The sequence below is a fragment of the Cellulomonas sp. ATA003 genome, assembly GCF_031582905.1.
GTDB lineage: Bacteria > Actinomycetota > Actinomycetes > Actinomycetales > Cellulomonadaceae > Pengzhenrongella.
The window spans coordinates 593,056-607,040 of sequence record NZ_CP133990.1 but is presented as its reverse complement, the minus strand read 5'-3'; the positions used below and the strand labels follow the sequence as shown (position 1 = coordinate 607,040).

Annotated in this window: 16 protein-coding genes and 1 pseudogene; 8 read left to right on the top strand and 9 right to left on the bottom strand. The window is 75.1% G+C overall.

What is annotated here, in order from left to right:
* Positions 1-10 precede the first annotated feature (10 nt).
* The 4 genes from REH70_RS03085 to REH70_RS20300 all read right to left on the bottom strand — a co-directional run bounded on the left by REH70_RS03085 (position 11) and on the right by REH70_RS20300 (position 2,823).
* On the bottom strand, positions 11-721 hold the full coding sequence (locus REH70_RS03085) for a copper resistance protein CopC (protein WP_310754114.1): 711 nt from the start codon (positions 719-721) through the stop codon (positions 11-13).
* A 139-nt stretch (positions 722-860) separates the two neighbouring features.
* Entirely contained in the window at positions 861-1,700 is an 840-nt protein-coding gene (locus REH70_RS03080; protein WP_310752150.1) for an SDR family NAD(P)-dependent oxidoreductase, read from the bottom strand.
* 98 nt (positions 1,701-1,798) lie between these two features.
* Positions 1,799-2,614 (bottom strand): hypothetical protein, encoded by an 816-nt coding sequence (locus tag REH70_RS03075; protein ID WP_310752147.1) that lies wholly within the window; start codon positions 2,612-2,614, stop codon positions 1,799-1,801.
* Positions 2,611-2,823 carry a PadR family transcriptional regulator gene (locus tag REH70_RS20300; protein ID WP_396134718.1) on the bottom strand — a complete coding sequence of 71 codons (213 nt, stop codon included), beginning with the start codon at positions 2,821-2,823 and terminating at the stop codon, positions 2,611-2,613. The genes REH70_RS03075 and REH70_RS20300 overlap by 4 nt, the downstream gene beginning before the upstream one ends.
* A 325-nt stretch (positions 2,824-3,148) precedes the next feature.
* On the opposite strand from REH70_RS20300, the gene REH70_RS03065 reads away from it, so the two are divergent.
* The gene (locus tag REH70_RS03065; protein ID WP_310752144.1) at positions 3,149-4,135 is read left to right on the top strand and encodes a glycoside hydrolase family 2 TIM barrel-domain containing protein; all 987 of its coding nucleotides are present in this window, start codon (positions 3,149-3,151) and stop codon (positions 4,133-4,135) included.
* 94 nt (positions 4,136-4,229) lie between these two features.
* Here the strand turns inward: REH70_RS03065 and REH70_RS03060 are convergent, their stop codons facing one another.
* On the bottom strand, positions 4,230-5,306 hold the full coding sequence (locus REH70_RS03060) for an NADH:flavin oxidoreductase/NADH oxidase (protein WP_310752141.1): 1,077 nt from the start codon (positions 5,304-5,306) through the stop codon (positions 4,230-4,232).
* A gap of 478 nt (positions 5,307-5,784) precedes the next feature.
* Between REH70_RS03060 and REH70_RS03055 the strand changes: the two genes are divergently transcribed.
* Together REH70_RS03055 and REH70_RS03050 are read left to right on the top strand one after the other, a co-directional pair.
* Positions 5,785-5,991, top strand: a complete 207-nt coding sequence (locus REH70_RS03055; protein WP_310752138.1) for a hypothetical protein — start codon at positions 5,785-5,787, stop codon at positions 5,989-5,991.
* Positions 5,992-6,079: 88 nt separating this feature from the next.
* A complete protein-coding gene (locus REH70_RS03050; protein ID WP_310752136.1) occupies positions 6,080-6,811 on the top strand; it encodes an MEDS domain-containing protein in 732 nt (243 codons plus the stop codon).
* 27 nt (positions 6,812-6,838) lie between these two features.
* On the opposite strand, the gene REH70_RS03045 is transcribed toward REH70_RS03050, so the two are convergent.
* Positions 6,839-8,059 (bottom strand): AGE family epimerase/isomerase, encoded by a 1,221-nt coding sequence (locus REH70_RS03045; protein ID WP_310752133.1) that lies wholly within the window; start codon positions 8,057-8,059, stop codon positions 6,839-6,841.
* A gap of 234 nt (positions 8,060-8,293) precedes the next feature.
* On the opposite strand from REH70_RS03045, the gene REH70_RS03040 reads away from it, so the two are divergent.
* From REH70_RS03040 to REH70_RS03030, 3 genes and pseudogenes are all read left to right on the top strand, one after another.
* Positions 8,294-8,938: a glycosyltransferase gene (locus tag REH70_RS03040; protein WP_310752131.1), complete on the top strand. Its 645-nt coding sequence runs from the start codon at positions 8,294-8,296 to the stop codon at positions 8,936-8,938.
* Positions 8,932-9,192, top strand: a complete 261-nt coding sequence (locus REH70_RS03035) for a hypothetical protein (protein ID WP_310752129.1) — start codon at positions 8,932-8,934, stop codon at positions 9,190-9,192. The genes REH70_RS03040 and REH70_RS03035 overlap by 7 nt, the downstream gene beginning before the upstream one ends.
* Positions 9,193-9,226: 34 nt before the next feature.
* Positions 9,227-10,227: pseudogene (locus REH70_RS03030) on the top strand (UDP-glucuronic acid decarboxylase family protein).
* Between the two features lie 361 nt (positions 10,228-10,588).
* Here REH70_RS03030 and REH70_RS03025 read toward each other — a convergent pair.
* The 3 genes from REH70_RS03025 to REH70_RS03015 are packed head-to-tail and all read right to left on the bottom strand — an operon-like array spanning position 10,589 to position 11,648.
* Complete coding sequence (locus REH70_RS03025; RefSeq protein WP_310752127.1) at positions 10,589-10,951, bottom strand: cupin domain-containing protein; 363 nt, start codon at positions 10,949-10,951, stop codon at positions 10,589-10,591.
* Positions 10,948-11,238 (bottom strand): DUF4287 domain-containing protein, encoded by a 291-nt coding sequence (locus REH70_RS03020; protein ID WP_310752124.1) that lies wholly within the window; start codon positions 11,236-11,238, stop codon positions 10,948-10,950. The genes REH70_RS03025 and REH70_RS03020 overlap by 4 nt, the downstream gene beginning before the upstream one ends.
* A gap of 44 nt (positions 11,239-11,282) precedes the next feature.
* The gene (locus REH70_RS03015; protein WP_310752123.1) at positions 11,283-11,648 is read right to left on the bottom strand and encodes a YciI family protein; all 366 of its coding nucleotides are present in this window, start codon (positions 11,646-11,648) and stop codon (positions 11,283-11,285) included.
* Positions 11,649-12,046: 398 nt separating this feature from the next.
* Between REH70_RS03015 and REH70_RS03010 the strand changes: the two genes are divergently transcribed.
* Positions 12,047-12,862, top strand: a complete 816-nt coding sequence (locus REH70_RS03010) for a Nif3-like dinuclear metal center hexameric protein (protein ID WP_310752119.1) — start codon at positions 12,047-12,049, stop codon at positions 12,860-12,862.
* Positions 12,859-13,701, top strand: coding sequence for an aminoglycoside phosphotransferase family protein (locus REH70_RS03005; RefSeq protein ID WP_310752116.1), 843 nt, complete (start codon positions 12,859-12,861; stop codon positions 13,699-13,701). The genes REH70_RS03010 and REH70_RS03005 overlap by 4 nt, the downstream gene beginning before the upstream one ends.
* Positions 13,702-13,985: the final 284 nt, after the last annotated feature.

The following is a 13,985-nucleotide window of genomic DNA, read 5'->3' as shown; positions in this document are numbered from 1 at the left end:
GCCGGCCGGCTCAGGCCCGGTCGGACGTGCCCGGACGGCGACGCACCGCCCAGGCCGCGACGCCGCCGAGCACGAGGGCGATCGCGACGCCGATGACCCACGGCGCCACCCCGCCCTCGCCGTCCTCCTCGACCTCGGCGTCGGCCTCCGGCAGGACGTCCCCGGGCGCGTCCTGCGGCTCGGTCGCGGACGGCTCCGGCGCGTCGGGGGTGGCGTCGGCCGTGTTCTCGGGGGCGGGCTCGGTGGTCGTCGGCGCCGGCTCGGCGGGTACGGCGGGCGCGGCGGGCGCGGCGGCGGCCGCGGTGAAGGCGAGCTCACCGGAGATGGGGTGACCGTCGGCGGACGTGACGCGCCAGGCGACGGCGTACTGCCCGGCCGGGAGCCCGTCGGTGAGCGGCTGGGTCACCGTGTCGTCCCCGAGCTGCGGGTCACCCACGCTCACGACGGCGCCGTCCGGCCCGGTGACCTGCACCTCGGTGCCCAGGGCGAGCGGCGCGCTGCTGAACGTCAGCTCCACCGCGGCGGGCGGCACGTCGACGCTGGCGCCGTCGGCGGGCGTCGACCCGGTGAGGGTGTCGTGCGCGGCCGCCGGCCCGGACAGGCCCGCGAGGGCGAGCACGCCGAGCAGGGCCGCGACGGCGGCACGCGCCGTCCACCGCACGGGTGCGCGGGAGCCGGACGGGTACGCGGCGGGGATCGGTGCGGGCGGGGCCGGGAGCATCGTCACGCCGTCCAGCGTAGGTCGCGTCCGCCCGTGCCGCCGACGCCGCCGCCGCGGGCACCGATCCGCCGCTGGCAACGATCCGCCGCTGGCGCCGACCCGCCGCGGGGGCTCGTCGGGCCACGGCTCGGGCGTCCCGTCAGGCGACCGGGTCCCCCGGCCCGTACGGCGCGAGGCGCAGCAGCCGGGCGTCCGCGGCCAGGATCGCGTCCGCGTGCTCGAGCAGCGACTCCACCGTGTCGGTCCCGGCGCGCACGAACCGCCCGGACAGCGCGTCGAGCCGCCCCTCGGCGAACCCGAGGAGCAGCGCGACGACGTCCGCCGGGTCCGTCCAGTCGGTCCGGTCGTCGTGCACGGGCATGCCCTGCGTCATGTCGGTGACGACGACGCCGGGCGCGAGGTCGAGCGTGCGCACCCCGGCGTCGCGGTACTGGTGGTCGAGCAGCGCGGTGAACCGGGCGAGCGCACCCTTGCTGATCCCGTAGCCGGTGTACGAGCCGGCCACCCGGTGCCCGGACCCGCTGTTGATGTTGACGACGCGGCCGCCGCCGCGGGCGATCATCCCCGGCAGGGTGGCGTGGGTGACCAGGAGCGGACCGCGCACGTTGGTCTCGATGACGCGCCAGACGTCGTCCGGGTCGTCCTCGCCGAACGGCACCTCGCGCTGCTCGATGACGCCGGCGTTGTTGACCACCAGGCCGGGGGCACCGAGCGCGGCCTCGATCTCGGCGACGGCGCGCCGGGCGTCGTCGGGCACGGCGAGGTCCGCGGTCGCCACGGCGGTGCGGACCCCGGACTGCGCGCACCGGGCCGCGACCTCCTCGAGCGGGCCCCGGCTGCGGGCGACGAGGCCGACGGCGTAGCCGGCGTCGGCAAGGCCGACGGCGAGCTCACGGCCGATGCCGCGCCCCGCCCCGGTGACCAGGGCGACGCGCGGCTCGACGGGTGGGACGGGCGGAGCGGAGGAGGGGGTCGTCATGGGTCCATGCTGCCCGCGACGACGCCGTCCGGCTCGGCCGACCGGCTCAGCCGGCTCACTCAGGCGGCCGACTCAAGCGGCCGGCTCAGGCGACCGGCTCAGCCGAGCAGCAGCACGTCGACCGCGACCAGCACCACGGCCGCGATCGGCGCGATGAGGGCACCGCCGTACCGCAGCGCGGTCATCCCCCAGCGGGTACGCCGACGCTCGTCGGCACGCGCCCCGGGTGCGTCAACGGTCGCCGTGACCGGGTCGTCGTCGCCGGCCTCGCTGCGCAGGTGCACGAGCTCCCAGACCGTGCCGACCGCGAGCAGGAGGACCCCCGTCCCGAGGGCGAGGGAGCCGGGCACGGTCGCCACCACGCCGCGGAGCACCAGGAAGAGCACGACGAGCAGGGCGAAGTGCGCCATGAGCACCGCCCAGGTGACGACCGGGCGCCGGACGACGAAGCGGACGAACGGGGTGAACCACCTCAGCAGCGCGACGACGGCGACCACCAGCACGGTGGCGACGGCGAGGAGGCCGGTGGTGATCTCGACCGGCTCGCCCGTCCGCAGGGTCGACGCCGATCCCACCGCCAGGAGCAGCCCGATCGGCTGGAGCACCCACGGCAGGATCGGTCCCAGGTCGGCACGGGTGAAGGGGACGTTCGGCAGGTCGAGGCTGCGCGCGTAGGCGACCGGGTCCCCGAACGCGTCCTGCGCGGTCTCGCCGCTCTCGGCGCAGTGGGAGCCGACCTCGACGAGAGCGTCGCCGATGGCCCGGCCCGGCACGTCGAGCATCCGCAGCTCGAGGATGAAGTCCTCGGCCCACCGGGGGTCCACCTCCGGGGCGAGCTGGGCGGAGACGGGCGCCATGGTGAGCGGCCACGACCGCACGCGACGGTCCGTGCGCTGCGAGGTGGGGTGCGTCATGGTCGTGCTCCGTTCCGGACCGGCTTCGGTCCCGTGGTGGCGTGCGTGTCGGTCGCGGCCGGGGTCGAGGTGACCAGGTCGGTGGTGAGTCGCGCGAAGGAGGCCCAGCGGGTCGCCTGCGCGTGCCACGCACGGGTGCCGTCGTCGGTGAGGGCGTAGTACTTCCGGCCGGGCCCGCCCTCGCCGGCCCGCCACTCGACCGCGACCAGCCCGGCCGTCTCGAAGCGGGCGAGCAGGGGGTAGAGGGTGCCCCTTGAGGGCGCCGAGGCCGGCGTCGGCGAGCCGGGCGCCGATCGCGTAGCCGTAGGTCGGGCCGTCGGCCAGCACCCGCAGCACGCACACCTCGAGCACGCCGCGGAGCCAGTCCCCCGGCCAGGGGGAGGTCTCGTTCATGAGGTAGACAGTACGGCTACCTAGTCAGGCTGTCTACCTTGCCAGGCTGACTAGTCACCACGGGGGCGCCACGGATCCGCCGCGCGTCAGAACCCCGGCACGTGCGGGCCGTCGTCCCCCCACCGGAGCGGCGAGACGAACATGCGCCGCCGCAGCCGCTCGTGGTCCCACCTGCTGCTCAACGGGCGCCCGTACTTCCTGCGGCTCGTCCTGTCCCAGGGGTTCTGGCCCGAGTCCCACCTCGCCGCGCCCGATTCCGACGCGTTGCGGCGGGAGGTGCAGCTGGTCAAGGACCTCGGCTTCAACGGCGTCCGCCTGCACCAGAAGGTCGAGGACCCGCGGTTCCTCGCGTGGTGCGACCGGCTCGGCCTGGTGGTGTGGGCGGAGATGCCGGCGGCGTACGAGTTCTCCCCCATGACCATCTCGCGGTTGACCCGCGAGTGGCTCGAGGTCCTCGAGCGCGATGCCAGCCATCCCTGCGTCGTCGCGTGGGTGCCGGTCAACGAGAGCTGGGGCGTCCCGGCGCTCGAGCGCTCACCGGCGCAGCAGGACCTCGTCCGTGCGCTGTACCACCTGACCAAGGCGGTCGACCCCGACCGCCTCGTCATCGGCAACGACGGCTGGGAGCAGCCCGTCACCGACGTCATCACGGTGCACGACTACACGTCGCGCGGCGCCGTCCTGCGTCACCGGTACGGCTCGTGGGAGGCCCTCGAGCACACGCTCGCCCGCACCCAGCCCGGCTACCGCGTGGTCCTGCTGCCGGGCGCCGAGCGCGCGGACCGGCCGGTGCTGATCAGCGAGTTCGGCGGCATCTCGCTCGACGTCGACGGCAGCGGCTGGCGGGGCTACGGCGGGGTGCCGGACGCCGAGGGCCTCGTGCGCGGGTACACGGACCTGGTCACCGCCCTGCTGGACAGCCCCGCGGTCGTCGGCTTCTGCTGGACCCAGCTCACCGACACCCAGCAGGAGCGCAACGGGCTGCTGACGGCGGACCGCTCGCCGAAGGCGCCCGTCGAGCAGATCCGGGCGGTCACCACGCGTGCCGCGGCGGCCGTCCCGGGCGACGCGATCACCGAGTTCTCCTACGGCGACTACACGCCGGGCACGACCGACCCGCGGGAGTGACCGGCGGTCGCCCAGCTCGGACGGCCTGCTCGGGCGACCGGCTCGGACGGCCGGCCCGGCCCGGGGGCGACCGGCGGGCCGGGCCGGCGACGGGTCAGCGCCAGGCGCCGCGGTCGTACTGCGGGGGCCACGCGACCGCGGTGACCGGGACGCCGAGCTCGTGCGCGGCCCGCCGCGGCCAGTAGGGCTCGCGCAGCGCGGCGCGGCCGAGCAGGACGACGTCCGCGGCCTCGTCGACGAGGATGCCCTCGGCGTGCTGCGGCGACTCGATGAGGCCGACGGCGGCGACCGGCAGGCCCGAGCCCGCACGCACGGCTCGCGCGGCCGGCACCTGGTAGCCGGGCCCCACCGGGATGCTCGCGTGCACGTTCCCGCCGGTCGAGATGTCGACGAGGTCCACGCCGTGCCCGGCGAGGTCCTTCGCGACCTCGGTGACCTCGTCGACGGTCAGGCCGCCCTCGACCCAGTCGGTCGCGGAGAAGCGCACGAGCAGCGGCCGGTCGTCCGGCCAGGTGCCGCGGACGGCGTCGACGGTCTCGACGAGCAGTCGCGCGCGGTTCTCCAGCGACCCGCCGTACTCGTCGGTGCGCTCGTTGGACAGCGGCGAGAGGAACTCGTGCAGCAGGTACCCGTGGGCCGCGTGCACCTCGACCACGTCGAAGCCGGCCTCGTGCGCCCGCCGCGCGGCGGCGGCGAAGTCACGGGGCACCTGCTGCACCTGCTCGACCGTCATCGCGGCCGGCACGTCGTACCCGGGGAAGGCGACGGCGGACGGCGCGACGGTGGGCCAGCCGCCGTCGTCGGCGGGGACGGTGCCCTGGGTCGGGGACCACGGACGGTACGTGGACGCCTTCCGGCCCGCGTGCGCGAGCTGGACGCCGGCGAGCGAGCCCGCGGCGTGGACGGAGTCGGTGATGCGGCGCCAGGCAGCGACCTGGGCGTCGTTCCACAGCCCGGTGTCCTGCGGAGTGATCCGCCCCTCGGGGACCACGGCCGTCGCCTCCGCGATGACGAGGCCGAAGCCGCCGACCGCGCGGGAGGCCAGGTGGACGTGGTGCCAGTCGTTCGGCAGGCCGTCGGTCGCGGAGTACTGGCACATCGGCGCGAGCCACACCCGGTTGGCGAACGTGGTGCCGCGCAGGGTGAGGGGGCTGAAGAGTCTCGAGGTCACGCACCGGCCAACACGGGTGCGGGTCGCGACCATTCCCTGGTGGTCGGCGGGGACCGGGACGAGCGACGGCCCGGTGTCCTCGCCATGAGGTCACCGGGCCGCCGCCGAAGTCGCCAGCATCGTCTGCGTCACCACCCACCGCGCCCGCTTGTCCTTGTCTCGCGCGGCTTGAACCGTCCCCGGCCTGCTTGGGGACTGTCGGTGACGTGCCACCCGACCCGTACCCGTCCACCCCTCACGAGAGGTGCGCGGCACGACCGGGCCGATCCATTCGCGGTGGGATGCTGGCACCACCACGCAGACCGGGGAACTGCTCTGCGCCGCGGCCTTCGCCGCGACACCCCACCCATCGGCGGGCACGCAGGCAGTCTGAGGGAATCAAGGCGACAGGTCCCACAAATATTCCGCCGGCCCCCGGAGCGGACGCGCCGGGCGTGGCGGCGCGGGCGTGTGGGTGGCCGCGGTTACCGTCGGATCCATGGTCACCACGCGCCTGCACACCTGCACCTACTTCGACGACGGCGACCTTGAGCTGCTGTGCCCGTGCGGCGCCCGCGGGTTCGTCCTGGTCGAGGACGACGACACCGAGGGGATGCTCGTCGCGCTGCTCGACGACGCCCCGGCACCCGCGCGATCCGCGGGGGCGTCGTCGGTCACCCGCGACAGCTACGCGATCTCGGCCTGACCGGACCCATGGCCGACGGCGTGGCCGTGCCCGGCGTTTTGCTCGCTGTTTGCTTGGACCCGGCGCACCCATGGGTGACACTGGCGTGATGCAGCGCCGCCCCGCGCATGCCGCCCGACGCCGGGTCGCCGCCCATGCGTGCCCCGTGTGCCGCCGCCCGTGGGCGCTGCGCGGCATCCGGACGGAGACCGGTGCCTGGCTCATCCGGTGCTCGTCGTGCGGCTGGCAGGACGAGCGCCGTGCGCAGCTCCCTGGTCCCCCGACGCCGCGTGCCTCCCCGTCCGCCCGACGCGCCGTGCTCGCCGACGACATGCAGCGGACGCCCGGCGCGCTGCTCTACGACGACGACGACCACCTGCTCGATTCCGTCGAGGACTACCTGGTCGCCGGCTGGGCGGCCGGTGGCGCGGGCCTGGTGATCGCGACCCCGGAGCACCGCGCGGCGCTGCGCCGCCGCCTGACCGTGCGCGGCCTGACCGCATCGCTCGGCGAGGGCCGCCTCGTCGAGCTCGACGCGGCCGCCACCCTGGAGCAGTTCGTGCGGGGCGGGCTGCCCGACGCCGACCTGTTCGACCGGACCGTCGGGTCCCTGGTCCGCGACCACGCCGCGGCCGCCCCGCTACGCATCTTCGGCGAGATGGTCGACGTGCTGTGGGCCGGCGGCGACTCCGTCGGAGCTCTCCAGCTCGCGCGGCTGTGGACGGACCTCCAGGAGCGGGTCCGGTTCCGGCTGCTGTGCGCCTACGCCACCGACCACGTGGACCCCGCGGACCGCGACCTCGTCACGCGCGCTCACGAGCGCGACGCCGACCGCCGGTGACGCCGCGCGACGCCGCGGGCACGCGCGTCAGCGAGCGGCGAGCGCGGTCGCGAAGGACGGCGTGACCGGCAGCCTCGGCAGCAGCGCCGCCTGGTAGGCGTGGTAGACGTCCGGCTTGCCCGGCCACGTCTCGGCCGACGGGGTGTTCGACGCGTCCAGCTCGTGGTGCCACGAGCCGCGCTCGTGGTCCACCAGGGAGCGGTCGGCATAGGCCCACCAGCGGGCGGCGTCGTCGGCGAAGCGGCCACCGCCGGTGGTGCGGAGCAGGACGTCGGCCGTGCTCACCGCCTCGGCGAGCACCCAGTGCATGCGGGCGCGCACGACCGGACGGCCGGACCAGTCCGTCGTGTACACGAATCCGTCGGCGCCGTCGGCGGCCCAGCCGTCGCCGACCGCGCGGTCGTAGAGCGAGACAGCGGCCTCCACGAGGTCGGCCGGCGGCTCGGCGAGCGTCGCGTCGACCGCCACGAGCAGCCGCGCCCACTCCAGCCCGTGCCCCACGGTCGCGCCGTACGGCCGGAACGGGTGGGCGGGCTGGTCGTGATGGTGCTCGAGCAGCGGGTTCCAGTCCGCGTCGAAGTGCTCGGGGATGCGCCAGTCGTTGTCCCGGGCCCAGCCTTCGACGGTCCCGGCGATCCGCCCCGCGCGCCGGTGCCAGATCGAGTCGCCCGTGACGTCACCCGCGGCGAGGTACGCCTCGACGGTGTGCATGTTCGCGTTGATGCCGCGGTAGCCGTCGAGCGTGGTCCAGGTACGGTCCCACTCCTCGACGACGAGCCCGGCGCGCTCGTCCCAGAACCGGGCGTCCTGGACGGCCAGGGCCTCCGTGAGCAGCTCGCGTGCGCCGTCGACGCCTGCGACCACCGCGGACGTCGCGGCGAGCACGACGAAGGAGTGCCCGTACGCCTGCTTGGTGGGGTCCGTGGGCCCGTCGGCACCGACGGCGGCGTACCACCCGCCGTGCTCGGCGTCCCGCAGCGGGCCGCGCAGGGCCGCGACCCCGTGCTCCACGAGCGCGCGCAGCGCGGCACGGTCGGGGCCGCCCGGCGCCGGCGGCTCGTCCGCGAGCAGACCGAGCGCGAACACGTGCGTCATCCGGCAGGTGATCCACAGCTCGACCGGCCGCGACGGGTCCAGCTCGCCTGCCTCGTCGAGCCAGCCGAAGCCCAGGTCGTGGCGCGACCCCCGGGCGAAGCGCAGCAGGTCCGCGCGCTGCGCGGCGAGGTACTCGGTGTCTCCCGGGATCATGCGGGCCTACCTCCACAGGTGTCTCGGACGGGCGCAGCCCACCGGCCGGCGCACCGGGTGGTGACGAGGCCCGCCGTCGTGGCCGCCGCCAGCGTAGACGCGACCCCCGCGCCGCGTCGACCCGTCCGCGACCGGGCGATCGGTGCGCCACCAGCGCCGATGTGCGATAGGACTTGCCCCATGGATGCCCCCTGCCCCGACCACGCGCCGGGCAGGACGCCGGAGGACCCCCGGGTGACGATCGTGGTCGCCAGCCGCAACCGCCGCGACGAGCTCCTCGCGAGCCTCGGCCGGCACCGCGCCCCGGTGGTGCTCGTGGACAACGGCTCGACGGACGGCACCGCGCAGGCCGTGCGGGACGCGCACCCGCACGTCGACGTGCTCGAGCTGGGGCGCAACGCGGGCGCCGCGGGGCGCACCCTCGGCGTCCGACGTGCCCGCACCCCGTTCGTGGCCTTCGCCGACGACGACTCGTGGTGGGCCCCCGGCTCCTTGCGCACCGCGGCGGACGCCCTCGCGCGGACCCCGCGCCTCGCGCTGGTGGACGTCCGCACGCTCGTCGGCCCCGACCAACGGCTCGACCCCTTCTGCGCGCTCCTCGCCGACAGCCCGCTGCCGCGCGCCGACGACCTGCCGGGCCCGCGCATCCTGGGATTCATGGCGTGCGCGGCGATGGTGCGCCGGGACGCGTTCCTCGCCGTCGGCGGGTTCGACGACGTGATCCGCTTCCCCGGCGAGGAGGAGCGGCTCTCGTGGGACCTCACCGCGGCGGGGTGGTCGCTGGCCTACCTGGACGACGCCGTCGTGCACCACCACCCCTCCCCCGCCGCCAGTCCCCCGACGCACGGCGGCGCGCCATGGTGCGCTCGAGGGTGCTGAGCGGCGCCATGCGGCTGCCGTGGCCGCAGGTGGTCGCCCGGGTCGCCGCGGCGGCGCGGGCCGACGGCCCCTCGCGTCGCGGAGTGCTCGACGCCGTGCCGCGCCTTCCCGGTGCGCTGCGGCGGCGTCGGGTGCTGCCGCCGGCGGTGCTGGCGGACCTCGACCTGCTGGCACGGGCACCCGGCCCCGCTCCGGGGCCACCCGTGACGTCCCCGTCCCACCGAACCCCGACGACGGCCCAGGAGCCCACGTGACGCAGACGCCCGCCGCACCCACCCCCGCCGTGTCGTGGTCACCGGAGGGGCCGGGTTCCTCGGCAGCCACCTGTGCACCGAGCTGCTGGCCCGCGGGTCCGAGGTCGTCTGCCTGGACAACTTCCTGACGGGGTCGCCCGCGAACGTCGCGCACCTGCTGCCGGACCCGCGCTTCCAGCTCGTGCGGTGCGACGTCACCGACTTCATCCACGTGCCCGGGGACGTCGACCTCGTGCTGCACTTCGCCTCGCCGGCGTCGCCGGTGGACTACCTCCAGCTGCCGATCCACACCCTCAAGGTCGGCTCGATCGGGACCGGTCACGCCCTCGGCCTGGCGAAGGAGAAGGGGCGCGCTTCCTCCTCGCGTCGACGTCCGAGGTGTACGGCGACCCGCAGGAGCACCCGCAGCGCGAGGACTACTGGGGGCACGTCAACCCGATCGGGCCGCGCGGGGTGTACGACGAGGCGAAGCGGTACGCCGAGGCCCTGACGACTGCGTACCGGTCCACCCACGGCGTCGACACCGCGATCGTCCGCATCTTCAACACCTACGGCCCGCGGATGCGGCCGTACGACGGCCGCGCCATCCCGACGTTCATCCGGCAGGCGCTCGCCGGGGAGCCGCTGACCGTGGCCGGCGACGGCAGCCAGACCCGCTCGGTCTGCTACGTCGACGACCTCGTGCGCGGCATCCTCGCGCTGGCCGCGACGGCCGACCCCGGGCCGGTCAACATCGGCAACCCCTCCGAGCGCACGGTCCTGCAGATCGCCCAGGACGTCCTCGCGGCGACCGGCTCGACCTCCACGATCACCTTCGTCGACCGGCCGGTGGACGACCCGACCGTCCGGCGTCCGGACACCACCCGGGCGCAGACGCTGCTCGGCTGGTCGGCGCAGGTCGACTGGCGCGAGGGCCTCGGCCGCACGGTCGACTGGTTCCGCGAGGCGCTCGCGACGGCACCGGCGGAGACCGCCGCGACCGGCGAACGGGACGCTTCGGCCGAGCCCGCGGCGGTGGTGGCTGGCTCGCGCTGACGGCGAGCCGCACGGAGGTCGCGTCGTCGACCCAGATCGCGTGGTCGCCGCCGGCGACCACGGCGGACACCGTCCGCTGCGAGCGCTCGCCGCGCAGGACGACCGCCACGGTGTCCCCGGGTGCCGCCGAGGCAGACCCACGACGCCGGGCTGCGCCAGTGGGCATGCCAGCACCAGCACGTGGGTCCTTGGCTTGCCGGAACGCAGTGGCGTCGCGGTCATCGACGGCTCTGCCCGCAACGTCGGACCACATGCTGTGCGGGTCCTCACCCCCGCCGGCAGGCGCACCCAGCGCGCCGGTACGACGTGGGACGTCGACGAGTCGTGACGCTCGTTCCCTGCCCGATCAGCCTGGCCGACGTCAGGCCGGCAGGACGTGGTCCTCCTGCACGAACACCGGGGAGGCATGGATGCACATGATCCGCAGAACGCCGTCGCCTGTGTTCGTGAAGCCGTGCCACGTGCCCGGCTGGACGACCGCGGTGTCCCCGGCGCGGGCGACGACCTGCTCCTCTCCCATGAAGATCGTCGCCGTCCCCTCCAGGACGGTCCACGTCTCCGTGTACGGGTGGCGGTGCAGGCCCGGTCCCTGGCCGGCGTCATTGGTCACGAGGTAGAAGCTGATGCCCGAGCCGTGGTCGCGGCCCTCGAAACGCAGCGTGCGGCTGCCCGGCGGGCGCAGCGCGTCGGCGGGGACGACCCGGGCGCGTGGCGGGTCCGTCATGACGGCCGGGTCGCCGCGCCGTCGAGCCACAGGCGGCCGATGCTGCCCGTCGGGGGCTCGGTGACGCCCTCGTTGCGGACGTCGATGCGGTCGAGCTGCTTGACGACCTGCGCCATCGTCATCGCGTGGCCGTGCCCGAGGCCGTAGGTCTCCTTGAACCATGCGCCGACCTTGGCGGGTGCGACGCCCGGGCCGGAGAACCCGGCCTCGGCGGCGCGGGCGACGAGCTCGCGCGGGGTCAGGCCGGTGCGGGCTTCCACGGTGTCGAGGTACGCCTGTGCGGACATGGGTCCTCCGGGGGTCGTGGGTGCGGTTGGGAACGGTGGGTCTCTCAGCCCTGGAGCGCGCGGACCTCGATGCGCGAGGACAGCACCGCGGACGCGCGCTCGGCCCAGCCGACGGCGGCGTCCTCGTCGGCGACGTCGAGGATCCAGAATCCGCCGACGTACCCCGGTGCCTCGACGAACGGGGCGCGCGTCCGCACCGGGATCTCCCCGGACGCGTCGACCGTCACGGCCGTCGACGGGGGCATCAGCCCGCCCGCGTGCACGAGCGCACCCGACGAGGTCAGCTCCGCGTTGAGGGCGTCGACGGCGGCGACGAGCGACTCGAGCGCCCCGGGGTCCATCTCCCGCATCGAGTCCATCGTGGGCTCATCTGCGGAGTCGTGCGGGACGGTGAGGAAGTACTGCGGCACGGGAAGCTCCTTGCGCGTTGTCATCGGTACAAGACATCAGACACGGAAGGCCACCCATACTCATCGCCTCGTGACGTGATCACCGGAGCGAGTGACCCGAGTTTTCGGTCGTCGACACTCGTTCATGGCGATGCCCGGAGGCTGCTTCTGCCGCCTTCGTTGCTGTGCGGTCCGGACCGTCGCGGCGCGAGCGACGACGTGGCGGCCCGCGCCGGAGGTCGGCGGGCGGAGAGGCCGCTCACGCGAGGGGTCGATGCGGGTGCGACACAGGCGCGCGACCTGTCGCCTGTCGCGTCTCCCGGGTTCCGTCGGCGGTGAGGCGCTACCGGCCCACCCTGCCCGGGAGCGCGCTCTGGAGCAGCGCGCAGGTCGCCGTCCTGCGCGGTTAGGGTGCCGCCATGACGGTGACTGCCCGGCTGGTCGTGGACCGGATCGCTGCGCACGTGGGCGTGCCGGCGCGCGCGAGCACGGTGGACGGATTCCTCGCCGGCGACCCGGATGCCCCGATCCGGGGCGTCGCCGTGACGGTCATGGCGACCCTCGACGTGCTGCACCGCGCCGCCGAGCGGGGGCTCGACCTCGTCGTCACCCACGAGCCGCTCTACTTCGACCACCAGGGCGCCTCGGACGCGGTGCTCGCCACGGAGGACGACCCGGTGTACGCGGCGAAGTCGGCGTTCGTCGCCGACCACGGCCTCGTCGTCCTGCACCTGCACGACGCGTGGCACGACCGCCGGCCGGACGGCATCCTGACCGGCATCGCACGGGCGCTCGGTTGGCTCGGCTCCGAGCGTGCGGACGCACCGGGGATCTACGACCTGCCGCGGACGACGCTCGGCGCGCTGGCCGCGCACGTCGCCCGGTCGCTGGACGCTCGTGCGCTGCGCTACGTCGGTGACCCGCGCACGCCCGTCTCGGCCGTGGGCCTGCAGCCGGGGTTCCAGGGGTTCGAGCGGAACCGGCACATGCTCGCCCGGCCGGACGTCGACGTCATCGTCCTGGGTGAGGGCCACGAGTGGGAGACGGGCGAGTACGCCGCCGACGCGGTCACCGCGGGCGTGTGCGCCGGGGTCGTCGTCGTCGGGCATGTGCCGTCGGAGCAGGAGGGCATGGCCGAGGCCGGTCGCTGGCTCGCGGGGCTCGTGCCCGAGGTCCCGGTCGAGCTCGTCGCGGCCGCTGACCCCTTCCGGACGGTCGCGGCCTCGTCGTCGTGACGTCGCTGCCCCGGCTCGGGCCTGCGCAGCGGGCCGTCGTCGCCGGATGGTTCCCGCGCGCCACGCTGGTCGCTGACCACAGCTGGGACCCTGTCGGCCGAGCGGTCCTGCACCTGCGGTCCGACGATCGGCACTACATCGTCAAGGCCGGCGTCCCCGGCGACCACCACATGGACCGCGAGATCGTCGCCCACTCCACCGTGGTCGAGCCGCTGGCCGCACGTGGACTGGCGCCACGCATGGTCCACGCCGACCCCGCCCTGCGACTGCTCGCGACGACGTACCTGCCCGGCGTCCTCGTCGAGGGCACCCCAGCCGAGGCCGAGCCGGACACCTACCGGCGGGCGGGGCGCGCGCTCGCCCTCCTCCACGCCCAGGGCACCAGGCCCGGCGACGACTACGAGCGGCGGGTGGACGCCAAGGCGCTGACCTGGCTCGACCGCGATCACCGCATCCCCCACGACATCGCGCAGCGACTGCGCGCCGAGCTGGCCGTCCCCGTCCCACCGCGTCCCCTGACACCGACACACGGCGACTGGCAGCCGCGGAACTGGATCGTCGATCAGGGCCGGGTGGCCGTCATCGACTTCGGCCGCGCCGACTGGCGACCCGCCGCCACCGACCTGGCACGGCTCGATGCACAGCAGTTCCGTGGGCGCCCCCAGCTACTGCTCGACTTCCTCGAGGGCCTCGGCGACGATCCCCGCACTCCGGGGTCCTGGCGGCGCGACCGGCTGCGCGAGGCGATCGGGACGGCGGTCTGGGCGTACCTGGTCGGCGACGAGCAGTTCGAGCAGCAAGGGCACCGCATGATCGCGGACGTGCTGGACGGGAGCTGACATCCGTCCGGCCCTGCGTCGGAGCCGTGGAGGTCAACGCCGCCGGCCGGGCCCCCGCTCGCCTCGCTGCGCCCCCCGCTCGCCTCGCTGCGCCCCCCGCTCGCCTCGCTGCGGAGCTCGCGTCGGTGCCGGTACGCCCACACCGCCGCGCCCAGGAACAGGACGAGTCCTGCCACCGTGAACCACACCGCCGACGACGACCGGTCGGTGAGGTGCAGCACGAGAGCGATCGCGTAGAGGACCAGGGCGACGCCCTGGACCTTGCGCACCGCGTGTCCCGGTGG

Bases quoted from the DNA above. Each gene is read 5' to 3' on its own strand.
- REH70_RS03055 (WP_310752138.1), top strand. From the start codon at position 5,785: ATGGTCACCACGCGCCTGCACACCTGCACCTACTTCGACGACGGCGAC.
- REH70_RS03050 (WP_310752136.1), top strand. From the start codon at position 6,080: ATGCAGCGCCGCCCCGCGCATGCCGCCCGACGCCGGGTCGCCGCCCAT.
- REH70_RS03085 (WP_310754114.1), bottom strand. From the start codon at position 721: ATGCTCCCGGCCCCGCCCGCACCGATCCCCGCCGCGTACCCGTCCGGC.
- REH70_RS03065 (WP_310752144.1), top strand. From the start codon at position 3,149: ATGCGCCGCCGCAGCCGCTCGTGGTCCCACCTGCTGCTCAACGGGCGC.
- REH70_RS03080 (WP_310752150.1), bottom strand. From the start codon at position 1,700: ATGACGACCCCCTCCTCCGCTCCGCCCGTCCCACCCGTCGAGCCGCGC.
- REH70_RS03045 (WP_310752133.1), bottom strand. From the start codon at position 8,059: ATGATCCCGGGAGACACCGAGTACCTCGCCGCGCAGCGCGCGGACCTG.
- REH70_RS03075 (WP_310752147.1), bottom strand. From the start codon at position 2,614: ATGACGCACCCCACCTCGCAGCGCACGGACCGTCGCGTGCGGTCGTGG.
- REH70_RS03020 (WP_310752124.1), bottom strand. From the start codon at position 11,238: ATGTCCGCACAGGCGTACCTCGACACCGTGGAAGCCCGCACCGGCCTG.
- REH70_RS03025 (WP_310752127.1), bottom strand. From the start codon at position 10,951: ATGACGGACCCGCCACGCGCCCGGGTCGTCCCCGCCGACGCGCTGCGC.
- REH70_RS03010 (WP_310752119.1), top strand. From the start codon at position 12,047: ATGACGGTGACTGCCCGGCTGGTCGTGGACCGGATCGCTGCGCACGTG.